The sequence below is a fragment of the Halomonas sp. A40-4 genome, assembly GCF_015767635.1.
GTDB lineage: Bacteria > Pseudomonadota > Gammaproteobacteria > Pseudomonadales > Halomonadaceae > Vreelandella > Vreelandella janggokensis.
In genome coordinates this window covers 1,351,175-1,368,988 of the sequence record NZ_CP065230.1, presented here as the reverse complement: position 1 = coordinate 1,368,988, position 17,814 = coordinate 1,351,175, and the positions used below count along the sequence as shown (strand labels likewise).

Genomic DNA, 17,814 nt, shown 5'->3' with positions numbered 1-17,814 from the left:
AATGTTCAGCGTAAATTAATATTATCGCATGAACCGATGCCATCATTTTGCTATTGACGCCTTGGCACCCCCTATCAACCCCAACAGGTATATCGCATGTTCAGTAAAACCAAACCGCCTACCGCGCCACACAGCACGACTGACGCTCAACAGGAAATACCTCAAACCGAGGAGACCATCAGTCTCCCCAAGGCGTCACGGCAAAGCACCTCGGTCATTGGCAGCAATACGCAGGTTCATGGGGATATCAACAGCGACGAAGACATTACCATCGAAGGCCAGATCACTGGCGTCGTGACCTGCAAACAACACACGGTGACACTGGGCAAAAATGGCAGCCTCAGTGGCGATGTCTACGCGCATACCTTGCGTGTTTCGGGTAGCGTGGACGGCAACCTGGTTGCCCTGCATAAGATAACGGTTCATGACGGGGCGCACGTGACCGGCACCCTCACCACTCCCTGCCTCGTTCTGGAGGACGGCAGCGTCTTTCATGGCAGCATCGACATGAATCCGGATAACGACATTTTCAACAGTGTCTTTTCATCGCAACCGCCGAAGGACTTCAACAGCAAGGGGAAAAACGAATCGTCAAAGCCACAGGGTCCGCAGAAAGCCAGCTTCCCGGCTGACGACGCCGCCAATAGCTAAGAAACCGATACCCCTTAATGGGCAGGCGCGCACACCGGGCAGGCAGGATCCCTGGGGACATTAAAGTGCCGCCAGTGTCCGCTTAACGCCTCGAAAAGCGACAGTCCCTGGTGGGCTTTGCCTGCACCACTAAGCAGCTTGAACGCCTCAACGGCCTGAAAACAGCCAATCACGCCGACCAAGGGAGCCATCACGCCGCTTTCTGCACAGCTCAACGCATCGTCGCCCTGCCCATCGGGTGGGTACAAACAGGCGTAACAGGGCGCCTCGGGCAGACGCGGGTCAAATACCGCCAATTGACCTGAAAAACGAATCGCGGCCCCGGATACCAGCGGCACCCTGGCTTTTTGCGAAGCGGCATTGATAGCGTAACGGCTGGAAAAGCGATCCGTGCAATCAAGCACCACATCGGCGGCGGCAACCAATCGCTCGAGCAGCTCACCCTGGGCGTGCTCCTCAACCGTAATGACACGGCACTCGGGGTTGAGCGCCTGCACACTGGCCTTGGCTGAATCCGCCTTGTTGTGACCGATACTCGCCTGCTGGTGAGCAATTTGACGCTGCAAATTGGAAAGCTCAACGCTGTCCGCATCGACCAGCGTGATATGCCCGACCCCCGCCGCCGCCAGGTACAGCGCCGCCGGCGACCCTAACCCACCGGCACCGACAATCAGCGCATGGCTATCGATCAGCCGCTCCTGACCCTCGATATCAACCTCTGGCAGCATTATCTGGCGGCTATAGCGCAGCAGCGCGTGATCATCCATCATGGGCTACTTTTCCTCGAATTCCTCAAACTCAGGCACATGCAGGCTGAAGCTTTCTTTTACCTCCTCCATGACCACGTAACTCTTCGACTCCTTGACGCCCGGCAGGGTCAGGACGACATCACCAAGCAGCTGGCGATACGCCGACATTTCCGGAATACGGCATTTTAAAATGTAATCAAACTGCCCTGAGACCAGGTGACATTCCTGAATTTGCGGCAGTTTTTCGACGGCGCGTCGGAATTCATCGAAAACGGCGGGGGACTGGGTTTCCAGACTTATCTCGACAAACACCAGTAAATTCGCCTTGAGTGCCTGAGGGTCGAGAATCGCTTGATAGCCGCGAATAATACCGGCTTTTTCAAGACGCTTGACCCGCTCCAGGCAAGGAGTGGTCGACAGCCCCACCTCGGTGGCCAGATCCACGTACGAAATTCGCGCGTTTTCCTGCAGACAGCGCAGAATTTTCAAATCGATGCGGTCCAGCGTTTTGTTTTTTGCTTTCATGGCAGGATCCATTACTGAAGAATCAGGCGGTAGTTAAAAAGCCTAGCGTAACGCGTTCATGGCCTCCGAGGTCGCGAACCGTTTCAACGTTTTGATAGCCCGCTACCCGCATGGCCTCGCGAAGTTCGGCGGCTTGATCATGGCCATGTTCAAGCATCAGCCAACCCGAATCGGCCAGGTAAGCCTTTGCCGTGACGATGAGATGCAGCAAATCAGCCATGCCATCGGCGTCGGCCACCAGGGCAGACGCCGGCTCAAAACGCACGCCTCCCCGTTTCAAATGTGGATCATCCGCCGCTATATATGGCGGGTTGGCGACAATCACATCGAAAGCTGCCGTTTCACGGGGCACAGCAAAGGCGCTAAACCAGTCACTTTGCTCGAAACAGGCATTGCCAAGGCCCAGCTTTGCGGCATTTTTTTGCGCCAGCGCGACGGCGGCAGGGAGCAGGTCGACGCCGGTCACCTGCCAATCGGGCCGTTCACTGGCAAACGCCAGGGCAATCGCGCCCGTTCCAGTACCGATATCCAGCAAACGGCCCTGAGGCTGTGCCGCGCGGCTTAACGCCAACGCCACCAGTGTTTCGGTATCGGGCCTGGGAATCAGTGTATCCGGCGATGTCATGAGGCGCAGACCCCAGAATTCGCGTTCTCCGGTCAAGTAGGCCACGGGATAGCCCTGGGCGCGGGCAGCCACAAGCGCATCGAATCGCGCCTGTTGCCAGGTTGAACAGCCTTTATCCCCCCAGGTATACAGCCAGGTGCGGTCACGTTGGATAACATGCCCAAGCAACACCTCGGCATCCAGCCGCGCACTGGGCGAACCTGCCCGCACTAGCCGCTCCGTTGCCTTTCGTAGCAGCACATCCAGGGTCATCAGGCACCCTGCAGGGCAGATAACTGCTCCGCCTGATACTCGTGCACCAGCGGGTCGATCACGTCATCGAGCTGCTCGCCGCTAACCACTTCGGTCAACTTGTAAAGTGTCAGGTTGATGCGATGATCGGTAATCCGCCCCTGGGGAAAGTTATAGGTGCGAATACGCTCACTGCGATCCCCCGAGCCCACCAGCGAGCGGCGGGTATCGGCCTGGTCCTGGCGCTGTGCGTCCTGGGCACTTTGCTTCAATTTGGCCGCCAGCAGTGACATCGCCTTGGCACGGTTTTTATGCTGGCTGCGCTCTTCCTGGCATTCCACGACCACGCCGGATGGCAGGTGGGTAATGCGAATCGCCGAGTCGGTAGTGTTGACGTGCTGACCGCCCGCCCCGCTTGAGCGGAAGGTATCGACGCGCAGATCACCGGCATTGATATCCACATCACCAACATCGTCGACTTCGGGCATCACGGCCACGGTACACGCCGAGGTATGGATACGCCCTTGGGATTCGGTGGCGGGGACGCGCTGAACACGGTGCGCCCCCGACTCAAATTTCAGCCGGGCGTAGACGCCATCACCTTTAACTCGGGAAATAATCTCTTTATACCCGCCTTGCTCGCCATGGCTGGCACTCACCACTTCCACGCGCCAACCGCGCTTTTCTGCATACCGGGAATACATGCGAAACAGGTCACCGGCAAACAATGAGGCTTCATCGCCGCCCGTTCCCGCGCGGACTTCCAGGTAGACGCCACGACCATCATCAGGGTCCTTGGGCACCAGCAGTCGCTTGAGTTCAGCATCTAACGCGTCCAACTGCCCACGTCCGTCGTCGATCTCCATCTCAGCGAGTTCGCGTATCTCGGGGTCGCTGTCCTGGCTAAGCTGCTGTGCTGCGTCAATATCGTTTTCGATTCGGCGATAGCGCTGCCAAGCCCCCACCAGCTCATCAAGTTCGGCATATTCGCGGGAGTAATCGCGAAACCGCTGCTGATCCTGGATCACCTCAGGGTCAGACAACAGCATCGACAACTCTTCAAATCGGTCGGCAAAGCTATCTAAACGTTGGCGCAGTGTTTCTTTCATGCGGGCGTATCATCCTTCTGGCGATTGGCCGTCGATGTCGAGGGTTTCTCAAAGGCTGGCTTGGGCGGCATTAACAGGCGCGGTGCGGCTTCCAATAGTGCGTGATCTTCCTGAGACGCCGCATCGCGCAGCGTTTGTGTCGGCTGGTGCATCAGCCGGTTGGCCAGTTGGTGAGCCAGACGCTCGACAACCTTTGTCGGGTCCTCGCCACGCGCCAGCCGCTCAAGGGCCTGATCTCGCGCTGTATCCCTCAGCGACTCCCCATGGCGGCGATAACCACGAATAAGCTCGCCACCATGGCGAATACGCCGCTCATGCTGCCAGCCGCTAACGCCATGCTCAATCAGTGACTCCGCCTGATCAGCGGCCACCTGACGATGGCGACGGTTTTCCTGAATAACCTCTTCAAGGTCATCAACGGTATACAGGAACACATCGGCGAGGTCGCCCACTTCGGGCTCGATATCCCGAGGCACGGCAATATCGACCATGAACACCGGGCGATGACGACGTTTCTTGAGGGCACGCTCGACCATTCCCTTGCCTAGAATCGGTAGCGGAGACGCCGTGGAGGAAATCACGATATCCGCTTCTTCCAGCGCCGCCGGGATCTCCGGCAGGGTAATCGCCGTGCCGCCGAGCGGCGCTGATACCTGCTCGGCGCGCTCACGGGTCCGGTTGGCTACCGTCAGCTTTCGCACCCCGGCTTCATGGAGGTGTCGGGCGACCAGTTCAATAGTCTCGCCTGCCCCGATCAACAGTGCTTTTGAACGGCCAAAATCATCAAAAATCCGGCTGGCCATGCTGACCGCCGCATAAGCGACTGACACAGGGTTCTTGCCGATACCGGTTTCTGTGCGTACCTGTTTGGCCACGGCAAACGTATGCTGGAATAGCCGTTCGAGCTCGCTGCCCAAGCCTTGGGCTTCACGGGCCTGTTGATAGGCTTCTTTGAGTTGACCAAGAATTTGCGGCTCGCCAAGCACCATGGAATCGAGCCCCACAGCAACCCGCATCAGGTGGCGAACCGCCTCATTATCCAGGTAGTGGTAGGCACAGTGGGCCAGCTCATCGACCTTTAACTGATGAAAGCGGCTCAGCCAGTCAAGGACGGCTTTTTCGCCTGCCGCGTCAGTCACGCAATACAGTTCTGTCCGGTTGCAGGTCGACAGTACCGCAGCCTCACTGATTTGCGGGAGGGCACGCAGCTCCATCAGCGCGTGGTCGAGCTGCGCCGGTGTAAAGGCAACCTGTTCGCGCACGGCGATGCTGGCGGTGCGATGATTAATTCCCAGGGCAAGGAGCGTCATGGGTTAGGCGTCTTCGCTAGTGTGTCGGTCTTCACGTCAATTTGGGCTTGCTCAGGCAAGTCTGGACAGAGATATGAGGGCTAAACGCCGCACGATAAAGTGCACTATCTTATCACAGCACAGAATGATCTGGCGCACACCACTTTGCCGCAGGCAGGCAAGCCGCTATGCTGAGCACTCGGCCAACTGATTGAGATCCGCATGCCACTACGTCTGCTACTATTTTTCCTGGCCACCATCACGTTATCCGTGAGTGGCTGCCAATTGTCGCCCAATGCCAACGACGAGCGGCTTTCATTAACTGCCGACCCCATGGATAACGCCCCGCCTGTTACGCAGGGACTGGATGCTGCTGGCTTGAGCACGCTGCTGCAAGCAGAGTTTGCCGGGCAGCGCGGTGACTTCAAGCGGGCCAGCCAGGGTTACCTTGAGGCTGCCAGACGCTACGGCGCCGAAGCACTGGCTGAGCGCGCCACTTTTGCCGCCCGTTTCAGCAACGACGAAAGCCTGATCGAAGAAGCGGCGCAGAGCTGGCAAACCCTGAACCCTGAGGCCGACACCCCCAATCGACTTCTCGCTGCGCTTTCGCTGCAGCAGGGCAATTGGATGGCAAGCCTGGAGCGCCGTCTGGCCTTGAGTGAGGCGAATCAGGATGGCGAACTCACCGGTTTCGCCGAAACCGCCATCGCCGAACAGGGCCCTCTCAACCGGCTGCTAAGCCGCCTTGTCGAGCATTTGAATCAGGCCTCGTTCAGTGACCCGGCACAACAAGCCGATGCCCTGCTAGCGGCGGCGCTCTGGGAAGCGGCACTCGGGCGCACTGAACAAGCTCGTGACTATCTTGACCAGGCCTCAGGCTTGAGCGAGCGTCCCTCCTTGCTGCTGGTAGAAGGCCAACTGGCGTTTGAAACCGGCAACCCCGGCCAAGCCCGCCAGGTTGCCCGCCAAGGCCTGCAGGAAAACCCCGATGATGTGCGCTTTTTATTACTGTTGGCTCAGGCCGAGATTCGACTCGACAACCTTGATGCGGCCCAACAGCAGACCGACGCCCTGCTCGATCGACACACAGGCAGCGATGCGTTACGGGTCGCCCTTGCCCAGCTCTATCTGGATGAGGGCCACCCCGACCCCGCACAGCGGCTTCTTCAGCCACTAATGGGCCGGGATGACACACCCAACCTGGCCTACTATTTACTGGGCGTGATTGCCCAGTCTAAAGGCGATACCGACAACGCACTGCTTTACTACAGGCAGGTCGACAGCGGTGAGGAATTCCTGCCCGCTCGCGCCACGGCGGCGCAAATGCTCATTGATGACGACCGGCTCATCGACGCACGTGCTTTTTTACGTGTCGAACGCATGCGTCACGACGATTACTTCAGCGAACTGGTCAAACTGGAAGTGCAACTACTCGACGAAGTGGGCCGCACCAATGATGCCGACACTCTTCTTACCCGTGAGTTGGCACGCACGCCAGACGATACCGACCTACTTTACTTCCGCGCGATGCGCGCCTGGGAGATGGGCGATGTTGAACAAATGGAGGAAGACCTGCGCCATGTGCTTCGCATCGAACCCGACAATGCCGTGGCGCTGAATGCGCTGGGATATACCCTGGCGGATCTCGATCTTCCCGGTCGTCTGGAAGAAGCCCGCGAGTTGATTGAGCGCGCCTATGCGCTTGACGGCGACAACCCCGCGGTACTCGACAGCCTTGGCTGGGTGTATTACCGCCTGGGCGATGCAGAGAAAGCCCTCCCCTGGCTCGAAAAAGCCTATGCGCGCATGCCCGACCAAGAAATTGCCGGCCATCTTGCCGAGGTGCTGCATGCCTTGGGGCGCAGCGAAGAAGCACGCCAAATCATCCGTGATGTACAGCAACGCACCCAGGACCATCCGACGATTGATGGATTAATACAGCGTTATCCCGAACTCGACCCAGCAAACGACCTCTAAAACATCTCCGGCGCTTACCCTCTCGCGACAGCCGTTGACCGATGAACTGACAAGGAGTCCGACATGCCCACTATTGCTTCCACCTGTATACCGCCCCATCCCTTGCGCCGGGCATCGAGGCTTGTGGCCTGTGCAGCGGCATTATTGCTCGCCGGGTGCGCCACTCAAGTCCCCCAGGACGAAGGCAGCCGTCAAGCCGGTGACTGGGACGCCCAGGAAGACCGGGTCAATGACTTTGACACCTGGACGCTGGTTGGCAAGGCCGGGTTGCGCACCCCTGATGAAAGCACCAGCGCCAACCTCGACTGGAACCAGCACCCACATTATTTCCGCATGCTGATCAGCGGTCCTTTTGGCGGTGGACGTAACGTGCTGGAAGGACGCGAGGGGCGCTTTACCTTGTCCAACAGCGAAGGCCGCTTCGAGGCCGAAACCCCCGAAGCCCTCATGGAAGAACAATTAGGCTGGGCACTGCCTGTCAGCGCCATGCCCGACTGGGTACGTGGCCTGCCCGGCGGTAATGATAACTACCAGATGGAAACCGACGAATTCGGCTTCCCCAGTCATTTGGTCCAGGCCGGCTGGGAAATCGATTATCGCGACTGGGAGCGATTCGAAGGCATGTGGCTACCGCGCCGCCTGGTGATGAACTACGACGATATCCGCATCACGCTGGTCGTTAACGAATGGCGCTCCACAGACGAAGAAGGCCAGTAAGCCAAGCATTATGACAACCCTGACGCTGCCTGCGCCCGCCAAGCTGAATCGGCTTCTACATATTACAGGTCGCCGTGAGGACGGCTACCATCGTCTGCAAACGCTGTTTCAGATTATTGATTTATGCGACCAGCTAACCATCACCTCCCGCGATGACGGCGTAATTCAACTGACTAGCCGCATGCCTGGCGTCGCCGCCGATGACAACCTGATCGTAAGAGCTGCCCAGCTGTTACAAAAGGTGAGCGGCACCCGCCTGGGTGCCACGCTGACCCTGGACAAAACGTTGCCCATGGGCGGTGGACTGGGCGGCGGTAGTTCCGATGCGGCCACGACACTCGTTGGCCTCAACACGATCTGGCAGCTTGGGTTCTCGCTTGACGAACTCGCCGCACTTGGGCTTCAGCTAGGCGCTGACGTCCCTGTCTTTGTTCATGGCCACACCGCCTGGGCCGAGGGCGTTGGTGAACAGCTCACCCCGGTGGGTCTCGACACCCCCTGGTTTGTGATCATTCACCCCGGTGTCAGCGTCTCGACACAGGCAGTATTCCAGGACCCGCAATTGACACGCGACAGCCGCCCCATTACTATGGCGCGCGCACTGCAGGGGGGAGCGTCGGAGTGGCGCAATGACTGTGAAGCGGTGGTCAAACAGCACTATCCAGCCATTGCACAAGCCCTAGACTGGCTATCACAGCATGCACCAAGCCGGTTAACCGGCACGGGCGCCTGTGTGTTTGCAGCATTCGAAGATGCGCAGACGGCACACGCAGTTGCCGAAGCAGCGGGCCATCATGGCTCCGCCTGGGTAGCTCGCGGACTCAACACCTCTCCTCTACATGATGCTTTGGGCTGCTGAATCGCCCGGTCATCGCATTAGGTCATTACTGGGGTATAGCCAAGTGGTAAGGCACCGGTTTTTGGTATCGGCATTCCCAGGTTCGAGTCCTGGTACCCCAGCCAGCCTAACGCTGACCTGCGTTTTCCTCCCTGAACCCCAACACTGCAAAGGTGGCTGCGCGTGTCAAAACTGATGGTTTTCGCCGGGAACGCCAATCCCGAACTCGCTCAAAAAATTGCCGAGAGCTTGGACAGCCGTATGGGTAACGCCACGGTGGGCCAATTCAGCGACGGTGAAATCGCGGTCGAGATCAATGAGAACGTGCGCGGTAAGGATGTCTTCATCCTGCAGTCCACCTGTGCGCCGACTAACGACAACTTGATGGAGCTGATCCTGATGGTCGACGCCCTGCGGCGCGCCTCAGCCACTCGCATCACGGCCGTGCTGCCCTACTTTGGCTATGCCCGCCAGGACCGCCGAGTGCGTTCGGCACGGGTGCCCATCTCGGCCAAAGTGGTCGCCGACATCATGGTCAAGGCCGGGGTTGATCGCGTCATGACCATGGATCTGCACGCCGATCAGATCCAGGGCTTCTTCGACGTACCGGTCGATAACGTCTATGGCTCGCCGATTCTGCTCGACGACATCGAGCGTCAGAACTACAGCGATCTGGTCGTCGTATCCCCCGATGTCGGCGGCGTTGTGCGTGCCCGCGCCATCGCTAAACAGCTTAATGCCGATCTGGCCATCATCGACAAACGCCGCCCTCAGGCTAACCAAGCCCAGGTGATGCACATTATCGGTGAAATTGAAGGCCGTACCTGCGTGGTTGTCGACGACATGATCGACACCGCCGGTACGCTGTGCAAAGCCGGTGAAGCGCTGAAAGATCACGGTGCCAAGCGCGTCGTCGCCTACGCCACGCACCCGATATTATCCGGCCCTGCCGTCGACAATATCACCAACTCAGAACTTGACGAAGTCGTGGTGACCGACACCATCCCGCTTTCCGACGCAGCGCGGCGGAGCGGTAAAATTCGTCAATTGAGCGTTGCTGGCCTGATCGCGGAAGCCATCCGCCGCGTCAGCAATGAAGAATCAGTCAGCGCGATGTTCCACTAATCGCCTGACATCACAGCCCGCTTACGGGCTCCTGGAGACGTCGTCGTCTGGTCGCGGACGGCGGCGTTTCCTTACTCAAAACCAAGAGGCAATTCCATGTCTGATTTTAGCTTGAAAGCCAGTGTTCGTAACGACCTGGGGAAAGGTGCGAGCCGCCGCCTGCGTCGTGCGAACGAACAGGTACCGGCCGTTGTTTACGGCGGTAACAAAGACGCACAGTCGATCGCCGTTGAAAAGACCGCTTTTTACAAGGCGATTGAAGACGAATCGTTCTTCTCCTCGGTCATCACGCTCGTGATTGACGGCAAAAACGAGCAGGTCGTGGTACGTGACCTTCAGCGTCACCCCTACAAGCCGCTGCTCACCCATGCCGACTTCCTGCGTGTTGACGCCACCCACGAAATCACCATGAACGTGCCGTTGCACGTGACGGGCGAAGAAGCGTGTGTCGGCATCAAAGACCAGGACGGCGAACTGCACGTTCTCGCTAACGAAGTGGCGATCAGCTGCTTGCCGAAAGATCTTCCTGACTACCTGGAAATTGACATCAGCAATGTCGAGGTCGGCACCACGCTGCACCTGTCAGACCTGACCCTGCCGGCGGGCGTCACCTCGGTTGACCTGTCTCACGGTGAAGATCACGACAACGCGATTCTTAGCATCACCAAGATGAAGGTTCGTGCGACTGAAGACGACGAAGATGAAGGTGGTGAAAGCGAAAGCGGCAGTGACGGCGAAGAAGACAAAAGCGCCGAGTAAGCTGTCAGCGTTGGCCGTGCCTGCACGGCCTTCGTAATGTTAAGATCAAGCGCTTCGGCGCTTGATTTTTTTTGCGACCTGCCATGCGTGGCAGACGCCCTCGGGCCGCCGCTGGCGCGGCGTCAAAAATTTCTCCCGGAAATTTTTTGGAGGTGGAAAATGAGCCAGGTAACGGCCATCATTGGACTCGGCAACCCCGGGCCGGAGTATGCGACAACGCGCCATAACGCCGGCTTTTGGCTGGTCGATGCCATTGCAGGCAGCGTGCATAGCGAATTGCGTCCGGAAAAAAAGTTCCTCGGGCACTATGCCAAGGTACGCATCGGCGATCAGGACGTACATCTTCTCAAGCCCGCCACCTTTATGAATCGCAGCGGCGCGGCCGTCGCGGCACTGAGCCAGTTTTTCAAGCTTGCCCCCGAGAACCTGCTGGTAGCCCACGACGAGCTCGACCTGCCTCCTGGTCAGGCGCGTTATAAAACCGGTGGCGGCCACGGCGGCCATAACGGGCTGCGGGATATCGCCAGCGCACTCGGCAACCAGAAGCAGTTTCACCGCGTACGGATTGGCGTCGGCCACCCGGGCGACGCACGCCAGGTGACCAACTACGTGCTGGGCCGCGCTGGCAAGGAAGAACAAGCGGCGATTGAACGCGCGATCGAAGAATGCCAGGCAACCTTGCCCATGGCACTGGCCGGTGACTGGGCCAAAGCCATGAATCAGTTGCACAGCTTCAAGCTGTAGCGTTGCCCCCGTAGCTGGCAGCGGGCTGATCTCGTAGAATGGCCATTATTTCTCGCCTACCATTTTATTTCAGGAACACTTTATGGGTTTTAACTGCGGCATCGTCGGCCTGCCCAATGTCGGCAAGTCAACACTCTTCAATGCGCTTACCAAGTCGGGGATTGATGCAGAAAACTTCCCCTTCTGCACCATCGAGCCCAACGTCGGGATCGTTCCCATGCCCGACCCGCGCCTTAATGCGTTGGCCGAGATCGTCAAACCGCAGAAAGTCCTGCCGACCACCATGGAGTTTGTCGATATTGCCGGCCTAGTGGCAGGTGCATCAAAAGGCGAAGGGCTCGGCAACAAGTTTCTGGCCAATATCCGCGAAACGCAGGCCATCGCCCACGTGGTGCGCTGTTTCGATAACGACAACGTGATTCACGTCTCCAATCAGGTCGACCCACGCATTGATATCGAAACCATCAACCTTGAATTGGCGCTTGCCGACCTGGATACCGTCGAAAAGGCCAGCCAGCGGCTGGTACGGGTCGTCAAAGGCGGCGATAAAGACGCTATTGCCACCAAGGCCGTGCTGGATAAAATTCATCCGCACCTCGCCGAGGGGCAGCCGCTACGCAGCTTTGGCTTGAGCGAAGAAGAACAGCTTCAGGTGAAAAGCTTTGGCTTTTTGACGCTCAAGCCCACCATGTATATTGCCAACGTCAATGAGGACGGATTCGACAATAACCCTTATCTCGACGTGGTCAACGAAATCGCCGCTGAAGAAGGCGCTGTCGTGGTGCCGGTGTGCAACCAGATCGAAGCCGAAATCGCCGAGCTGGATGACGAAGAACGCGAGATGTTCTTAAGCGAGATGGGGATGGAAGAACCCGGCCTGGACCGCGTGATTCGCGCCGGTTATGCGCTGCTCGGCCTGCAGACCTATTTCACGGCGGGTGTCAAGGAAGTGCGCGCCTGGACCGTCAAGCAAGGGGCCACCGCACCGGAAGCGGCTGGCGCCATCCATACTGACTTCCAGAAAGGCTTTATCCGCGCCGAGGTGATCGCCTTTGATGATTTTGTCTCACTGGGCGGCGAGCAAGGGGCCAAAGACGCGGGTAAATGGCGACTGGAAGGCAAGGAATACATCGTCAAGGATGGCGACGTGGTACATTTCCGTTTCAATGTCTAGCCCGCAACCGGCCCCCTCAAGGGTAGCGGCGCACCTTAACGACCGATAACCCAGCGTTTAAGCGCCGTCTTCCTGGCGGCGCTGAAGCCTGCTAGGGTTAATCAATGCCTAATTCCTGCTACCCAGATGACCGCACGATTGGTCATACATCCCGATCCAATCGGGTTATTTTCAGCCTTCTGCTCCCGCTGGTCATGCTTTCAGGTTGCGGCCAGAGCGAGCCGACGATCACGCAGATCGATCCGCCTGAACCGGGCGGATCGCTTAACGTCGTTACCCGCAACAGCGCCACGACCTACTACCTTGATCGCCACGGGAATCCCGCGGGTCCCGAGCACGACCTTGTGGAAGCGTTCGCCGACGCCAACGACTGGGAGGTTGAATGGACACTTGCCGAGTCCACTTCAGGGGTGCTCCAATCTTTGCAGGGCGGTGAGCAACAGCTCGCCGCCGCTGGGCTGACGCACCTGCCCTCCCGGGATGAACACTTCCGCCAAGGCCCCACTCACACCGATATTGTCGAGCAACTGGTCTGTCACCGCGACATGCGCCCCATGCCACGCCAGGTAGAAGAAATGGCCGGGGTCGATATCCGGGTCACGGAAGACTCCAGCTACGCCGCAAAACTGCAGAGCCTGGTCAACCAGCATACGGGCATCGACTTCGAGGAAGATCCGCGCACCACTGAGATATTACTGACCGAAGTGGCCGAGAAGCGTATTGACTGCACCGTTGCCGACTCCAATATCGTGCAGTTGGTCCGCCGCCACTTCCCACACCTGGAAGTGGCCATCAACCTCACCAGCGGCGACCGGCTGGGCTGGTATCTACCCGCCAACCAACAGGCCCTGGCCAATATGGCCGACAGGTGGATGGCAACCCCCGAGGGCCAGGAAAGCATCAACGAGGTGCAGCAACGCTACTACGCCTATATCAGCGAGTTCGACTTTGTTGATCTGCGTGCGCTCAACCGGCGCATCGACGAACGCCTGCCGGACTTCCTCGACCTTTTCCTGGAGGCTCAGGAAGAGACCGGCATGCCAGCCGACCTGCTCGCCGCACTGGCCTACCAGGAGTCGCACTGGGACCCGCAAGCGGTCTCCCCTACCGGTGTGCGTGGCATCATGATGCTGACGCAGAACACGGCCCAATCCCTGGGTGTCGACAATCGCCTGAACCCGGCAGCGTCCATCGATGGTGGCGCCCGCTATCTTGCCGACCGCCATCAACGCCTTCCCGACAACCTCCCCGAACCGGATCGCACCTACCTGGCCCTGGCAAGCTACAACATTGGCCGCGGCCATGTGCTGGATGCGCAAAAGCTGGCCCGGGAGCTGGGCAAAGACCCGAATTCCTGGGAGGACATGAAGGAAGTCCTGCCGCTCAAAGCCGACAAGCGCTACTACCCGCAGACACGCTATGGTTACGCCCGAGGGTATGAGCCGGTGCACTATGTACAACGAATCCGTAACTACCAGGACGTGATTGCGCCCGCCATGCAATGGTTACCGCTATCGGCCGGTGAACCGTAACGCCGAGCATGGCGGGCTTGACGCGGCCAAGGCAGATGCGTATCATGCGCTTCCGTTGAATGGCTACGTAGCTCAGCTGGTTAGAGCACATCACTCATAATGATGGGGTCCCCTGTTCAAATCAGGGCGTAGCCACCAAGCAAATATTAAAAAAAGCCCGCTGACTCTGTCAGCGGGCTTTTTTATGGGTGACAGATAGGCTCAATTCAGCATCTTGCGGTTTAAAAAGCCGACCAGCGCCCGGGTAAGGTGCTCGACGTCGTGGGTACCCGCCGTTTCGCGCACCGAGTGCATCGCCCACTGGGGTAGCCCCACATCAATGGTGGGCACGCCGACCTCAGTGGCGGTAATCGGGCCGATGGTGCTGCCGCAGCCCATGTCAGACCGTGTCACAAACGACTGCACCGGCACGTCGGCGGCGCGACAGATATCCCGAAACAACGCGCCTGTCACGCTATTGGTCGCGTAGCGCTGGCTGGCATTGATCTTGATGACCGGCCCGGCATTCAGCAACGGTCCGTGCTGCTCATCGTGCTTTTCGGCAAAGTTGGGATGCAGCCCATGAGCGTTATCACAAGAGATCATCAGCGATGACTGGATCAGTTGAATCAGTGATTCGTCGCTGCCCTTTTCACTCCCCCTGCCCATTTGTGCATTGATACGCTTCAGCACATCGCCCAGAAACGGCCCCTGAGCACCGCAGGCGCTGGCACTGCCGACTTCCTCATGATCATTGGCGACCAGCAGCGCCCCCTGCTGACCGTCGCAGTCGAGCAACGCTTCCAGGCCTACAAAACACGACAGCAGGTTATCCAGCCGCGCGCTTGCGATCAGTTCCTGGTTGACGCCCACCAGCGAAGGCGGTTGAACGTCGTAAAAGCCCAACTCAAAGTCCACCACGTCGACCGCCCGCAGGCCATGCTCGGCTTCCAGCCAGCATGCCAGCAGATCCTCGAGCCTTTCGGTATCGCTTTGCATCAGCACGGGCGCCATCTGGGTCTGCGGGTTGATGCTGCGACCGGTATTGACGTCACGATCAAGGTGAATCGCCAGACTCGGAATCATCGCTACCGGCCGATCAACGTTAAGCAGCACACTTTCCAGTTGCCCATCGGCGTGGCGGATATGCACCCGTCCCGCGATCCCCAGATCGCGATCAAACCACGGCGCAAGCAAGGCACCGCCATATACCTGCACCCCCAACTGAAGCCAACCAGCGGCATGCTGGGTGGCATTGGGCTTTAAACGCAGCCCGGGGCTATCGGTATGAGCCCCCAGCATGCGCATGCTTTGCAGTGGCCCTTTGGGCAGTTGAAAGGCGATCAAGGATGAATCGTTGCGTGTCACGTAGTAGCGCTGACCGGGCGACAATTGCCAATTGGCCGTTTCTTCCAGACGCTCGAAACCCGCTTGCGCCAGACGTTCCGCCATGGCATGAGTGGCGTGCCAAGGAGTGGGGGACTGGCGCAAGAACTCGCATAACCGCGAAACGCGATCAGCGTTGAATATTTCGGACATTGAAATCCTCATTTACCGACATGTTTGAGTCTCAGCAAAGCAGGTGACCTGCTACAATGCTCCTTCGGCCTTCGCAACTCATTGCTCAGATGCGGGTCTAGGAAAGCATGAGTGTACACAAATCCGGGAGAGCTTGACTGATGAGCTTGTTTGCAACGCTTTCGCGCTCAGTCGCCCTAACCATCATGCTGGTTGTCACCAGCCCGATGGCAATAGCGCAACTTGAGCCGACCGAAGAACAGCGCCAGGCGGCGGTCGAAATTGCCGATTCGCTCCGCTATGGCCACTACGCCGATGTCAGCTTTGATAAAGCCTGGTCGCAAGAAGCCTTTGATCGCTACTTGGATATCCTGGATGGCCAACGGGCCTACCTGCTAAGCAGCGACATTGAGCCCTACCGTCATCTGGAAACCGATCTGGCCGACACGCTTTTCGACGGCGATCTGGATGAGGCGTTCGCCCTTTACAACCGCCTCAACGAGCGCCATACCGCTCGGATTGAATGGCTGCTCGAACACCTCGATGACGAGGCGACGTTCAACTTCCAGGGCAACGAGCGCCTTGAGCTTGACCGCGAGGACGCCGCCTGGGCCGAGAGTCAGCGCGAGCTGGATGCATTGTGGCAAAAACGGCTGAAAAATGATGCCCTGACGCTGGCCCTGAGCGATCAGGACGAGGAACAGATCGTTGATAATCTTCGCCAGCGTTACGAGGGGCAGCTTTCACGCCTGGAGCAAACCGAACCGGAAGACGTCTTTGGCTTGATCATGGCCGCGGTGACCGGCACCATTGACCCGCATACCAGCTACCTCTCACCACGCCAGGGCGAATCGTTTGATATTCAAATGAGCCTCTCGCTGGAAGGCATCGGCGCACTCCTGCAATCCGACGGCGAATACGTCAAAGTCTCCAGCCTGGTCGCGGGCGGCCCCGCTGAGCGCGCCGGTGTACTTGAGCCCGCCGATCGAATTATCGGCGTCGGCCAGGAAGACGGTGAGATGGTCAACGTGGTTGGCATGCGCCTGGACAACGTGGTCGACCTGATTCGCGGCCCCAAAGGTTCCGTGGTAAAGCTGGATGTCGTGCCCGCCCAGGCGGTCGACATGACCCGCTCACAAACCGTTGAAATCACCCGCGATACGGTCGACCTGGAAGACCAGGCCGCCCAGAGCGAGGTGATTAATGTCGAACGTGATGGCGATACCCACCGCCTCGGGGTGATCGAAATCCCCACCTTTTATGTCGACTTCGACGCCTGGCAGGCGGGAGAAGATGACTACCGTAGTACCACCCGCGACGTTGCCAAGGAAATCGAGCAGTTAAAACGCCAGGATGTTGAAGGTATCGTGCTTGACCTGCGCAACAACGGCGGCGGCGCCCTTCAGGAAGCCAACTCGCTGATTGGCCTGTTTATCGACCGTGGCCCCACCGTTCAGGTTCGCGACGCTGATGGGCGTATCAACCTCTACGGCGACAGTGAAGCAGGCACGCTTTACGACGGTCCAATGGGCGTGCTGGTGAACCGGCTATCAGCTTCGGCGTCAGAGATTCTCGCTGGGGCCATCCAGGACTATGGCCGCGGTATCGTGATGGGTAGCCAGACCTTTGGGAAGGGCACGGTGCAGACGCTGAATGATTTGAGCCATGGCGAAATCAAGCTTACCCGCGCCAAGTTCTATCGCATTTCCGGCGCGAGTACCCAGAACCGCGGCGTCGAACCCGACATCGAGTTCCCTAGCCTGATCGACCCGGAGCGCATTGGCGAAAGCAGCCTGGACCACGCCCTGGAATGGGATACGGTTCAGGACGTCCAGTACCGGCGCTACGGAGAACCTGAGCGCTACCTTGATGCGCTTCAATCAGCCCACCAGAATCGCGCGGAGGAAAATCCCAACTTCCGCTACCTGGAGCGGCAATCGGCGTTGTCCCGGGAGCTTCGCGAGCAGAATACCAGCGTCAGCCTGAATCGTGAGCAGCGCGAACGTGAAACCCAGGCTCAGGAAGCCGAGCAGTTGGCACTGGAAAACCAGCGTCGTCGCGCCCTGGGGCTTGAAGAACTGGAAGAGTGGACCGACGCTCGCGACGAAGCCGCGCTTAGCGACAGTGACGGTGAAGACAGCAATACCGACGAGGAGGATGACACCTCAGTAGAGCGCGCCCAAGTGCTGGAAGCCGCCGAAATTCTGCTCGATTACGCGCACCTGGAAAGCACCCAGCGGTTCGTCAATCGGTAAGCGAATTAGCGTAAAAA

General features: G+C 58.7%; 16 protein-coding genes and 2 tRNA genes. 12 read left to right on the top strand and 6 right to left on the bottom strand.

Translation table 11 applies throughout. The annotated features are described in order from the left end of the window. Positions 1-96: 96 nt before the first annotated feature. Positions 97-651: a bactofilin family protein gene (locus IT895_RS06410; RefSeq protein ID WP_199285056.1), complete on the top strand. Its 555-nt coding sequence runs from the start codon at positions 97-99 to the stop codon at positions 649-651. Positions 652-665: 14 nt separating this feature from the next. On the opposite strand, the gene IT895_RS06405 is transcribed toward IT895_RS06410, so the two are convergent. Genes IT895_RS06405 through hemA form a run of 5 tightly spaced genes read right to left on the bottom strand, consistent with a single transcriptional unit; the run spans position 666 to position 5,200 of the window. Further along, positions 666-1,421 (bottom strand): HesA/MoeB/ThiF family protein, encoded by a 756-nt coding sequence (locus tag IT895_RS06405; protein WP_085917423.1) that lies wholly within the window; start codon positions 1,419-1,421, stop codon positions 666-668. Between the two features lie 3 nt (positions 1,422-1,424). Beyond that, positions 1,425-1,925, bottom strand: coding sequence for an Lrp/AsnC ligand binding domain-containing protein (locus tag IT895_RS06400; RefSeq protein ID WP_085917422.1), 501 nt, complete (start codon positions 1,923-1,925; stop codon positions 1,425-1,427). A 22-nt stretch (positions 1,926-1,947) separates the two neighbouring features. Then, positions 1,948-2,802 (bottom strand): peptide chain release factor N(5)-glutamine methyltransferase, encoded by an 855-nt coding sequence (gene prmC, locus IT895_RS06395; RefSeq protein WP_199285055.1) that lies wholly within the window; start codon positions 2,800-2,802, stop codon positions 1,948-1,950. After that, the gene (gene prfA / locus IT895_RS06390; RefSeq protein WP_085917420.1) at positions 2,802-3,890 is read right to left on the bottom strand and encodes a peptide chain release factor 1; all 1,089 of its coding nucleotides are present in this window, start codon (positions 3,888-3,890) and stop codon (positions 2,802-2,804) included. The genes prmC and prfA overlap by 1 nt, the downstream gene beginning before the upstream one ends. Further along, positions 3,887-5,200, bottom strand: coding sequence for a glutamyl-tRNA reductase (hemA, locus tag IT895_RS06385; protein WP_085917419.1), 1,314 nt, complete (start codon positions 5,198-5,200; stop codon positions 3,887-3,889). The genes prfA and hemA overlap by 4 nt, the downstream gene beginning before the upstream one ends. A gap of 201 nt (positions 5,201-5,401) precedes the next feature. Between hemA and IT895_RS06380 the strand changes: the two genes are divergently transcribed. From IT895_RS06380 to IT895_RS06335, 10 genes are all read left to right on the top strand, one after another. Beyond that, positions 5,402-7,156 carry a tetratricopeptide repeat protein gene (locus IT895_RS06380; protein WP_085917418.1) on the top strand — a complete coding sequence of 585 codons (1,755 nt, stop codon included), beginning with the start codon at positions 5,402-5,404 and terminating at the stop codon, positions 7,154-7,156. Between the two features lie 63 nt (positions 7,157-7,219). Beyond that, positions 7,220-7,873: a lipoprotein insertase outer membrane protein LolB gene (gene lolB / locus IT895_RS06375; protein ID WP_199285054.1), complete on the top strand. Its 654-nt coding sequence runs from the start codon at positions 7,220-7,222 to the stop codon at positions 7,871-7,873. 10 nt (positions 7,874-7,883) lie between these two features. After that, positions 7,884-8,732, top strand: a complete 849-nt coding sequence (gene ispE / locus IT895_RS06370) for a 4-(cytidine 5'-diphospho)-2-C-methyl-D-erythritol kinase (protein ID WP_199285053.1) — start codon at positions 7,884-7,886, stop codon at positions 8,730-8,732. Positions 8,733-8,761: 29 nt separating this feature from the next. After that, positions 8,762-8,836, top strand: a tRNA-Gln gene (locus IT895_RS06365). Between the two features lie 58 nt (positions 8,837-8,894). After that, on the top strand, positions 8,895-9,836 hold the full coding sequence (locus tag IT895_RS06360; protein ID WP_175474729.1) for a ribose-phosphate pyrophosphokinase: 942 nt from the start codon (positions 8,895-8,897) through the stop codon (positions 9,834-9,836). A 96-nt stretch (positions 9,837-9,932) separates the two neighbouring features. Beyond that, complete coding sequence (locus IT895_RS06355; RefSeq protein ID WP_085917415.1) at positions 9,933-10,595, top strand: 50S ribosomal protein L25/general stress protein Ctc; 663 nt, start codon at positions 9,933-9,935, stop codon at positions 10,593-10,595. Positions 10,596-10,754: 159 nt separating this feature from the next. Beyond that, positions 10,755-11,339, top strand: a complete 585-nt coding sequence (gene pth, locus IT895_RS06350) for an aminoacyl-tRNA hydrolase (RefSeq protein ID WP_199285052.1) — start codon at positions 10,755-10,757, stop codon at positions 11,337-11,339. A gap of 82 nt (positions 11,340-11,421) precedes the next feature. Then, positions 11,422-12,513 carry a redox-regulated ATPase YchF gene (gene ychF / locus IT895_RS06345; protein WP_085917413.1) on the top strand — a complete coding sequence of 364 codons (1,092 nt, stop codon included), beginning with the start codon at positions 11,422-11,424 and terminating at the stop codon, positions 12,511-12,513. A 104-nt stretch (positions 12,514-12,617) separates the two neighbouring features. After that, a complete protein-coding gene (mltF, locus tag IT895_RS06340; protein WP_199285051.1) occupies positions 12,618-14,045 on the top strand; it encodes a membrane-bound lytic murein transglycosylase MltF in 1,428 nt (475 codons plus the stop codon). Positions 14,046-14,106: 61 nt separating this feature from the next. Beyond that, positions 14,107-14,183, top strand: a tRNA-Met gene (locus IT895_RS06335). A 63-nt stretch (positions 14,184-14,246) separates the two neighbouring features. Here IT895_RS06335 and IT895_RS06330 read toward each other — a convergent pair. Beyond that, positions 14,247-15,563 (bottom strand): M18 family aminopeptidase, encoded by a 1,317-nt coding sequence (locus tag IT895_RS06330; protein ID WP_199285050.1) that lies wholly within the window; start codon positions 15,561-15,563, stop codon positions 14,247-14,249. Positions 15,564-15,703: 140 nt separating this feature from the next. Here IT895_RS06330 and IT895_RS06325 point away from each other — a divergent pair, with 140 nt between their 5' ends. After that, positions 15,704-17,797, top strand: a complete 2,094-nt coding sequence (locus tag IT895_RS06325) for a carboxy terminal-processing peptidase (RefSeq protein WP_199285049.1) — start codon at positions 15,704-15,706, stop codon at positions 17,795-17,797. Positions 17,798-17,814: the final 17 nt, after the last annotated feature.

What these genes read in the sequence shown, in the direction of transcription:
- IT895_RS06410 (WP_199285056.1), top strand. Translation starts at nt 97, where the DNA reads ATGTTCAGTAAAACCAAACCGCCTACCGCGCCACACAGCACGACTGAC.
- IT895_RS06405 (WP_085917423.1), bottom strand. Translation starts at nt 1,421, where the DNA reads ATGATGGATGATCACGCGCTGCTGCGCTATAGCCGCCAGATAATGCTG.
- IT895_RS06400 (WP_085917422.1), bottom strand. Translation starts at nt 1,925, where the DNA reads ATGAAAGCAAAAAACAAAACGCTGGACCGCATCGATTTGAAAATTCTG.
- prmC (WP_199285055.1), bottom strand. Translation starts at nt 2,802, where the DNA reads ATGACCCTGGATGTGCTGCTACGAAAGGCAACGGAGCGGCTAGTGCGG.
- prfA (WP_085917420.1), bottom strand. Translation starts at nt 3,890, where the DNA reads ATGAAAGAAACACTGCGCCAACGTTTAGATAGCTTTGCCGACCGATTT.
- hemA (WP_085917419.1), bottom strand. Translation starts at nt 5,200, where the DNA reads ATGACGCTCCTTGCCCTGGGAATTAATCATCGCACCGCCAGCATCGCC.
- IT895_RS06380 (WP_085917418.1), top strand. Translation starts at nt 5,402, where the DNA reads ATGCCACTACGTCTGCTACTATTTTTCCTGGCCACCATCACGTTATCC.
- lolB (WP_199285054.1), top strand. Translation starts at nt 7,220, where the DNA reads ATGCCCACTATTGCTTCCACCTGTATACCGCCCCATCCCTTGCGCCGG.
- ispE (WP_199285053.1), top strand. Translation starts at nt 7,884, where the DNA reads ATGACAACCCTGACGCTGCCTGCGCCCGCCAAGCTGAATCGGCTTCTA.
- IT895_RS06355 (WP_085917415.1), top strand. Translation starts at nt 9,933, where the DNA reads ATGTCTGATTTTAGCTTGAAAGCCAGTGTTCGTAACGACCTGGGGAAA.
- pth (WP_199285052.1), top strand. Translation starts at nt 10,755, where the DNA reads ATGAGCCAGGTAACGGCCATCATTGGACTCGGCAACCCCGGGCCGGAG.
- ychF (WP_085917413.1), top strand. Translation starts at nt 11,422, where the DNA reads ATGGGTTTTAACTGCGGCATCGTCGGCCTGCCCAATGTCGGCAAGTCA.
- mltF (WP_199285051.1), top strand. Translation starts at nt 12,618, where the DNA reads ATGCCTAATTCCTGCTACCCAGATGACCGCACGATTGGTCATACATCC.
- IT895_RS06330 (WP_199285050.1), bottom strand. Translation starts at nt 15,563, where the DNA reads ATGTCCGAAATATTCAACGCTGATCGCGTTTCGCGGTTATGCGAGTTC.
- IT895_RS06325 (WP_199285049.1), top strand. Translation starts at nt 15,704, where the DNA reads ATGAGCTTGTTTGCAACGCTTTCGCGCTCAGTCGCCCTAACCATCATG.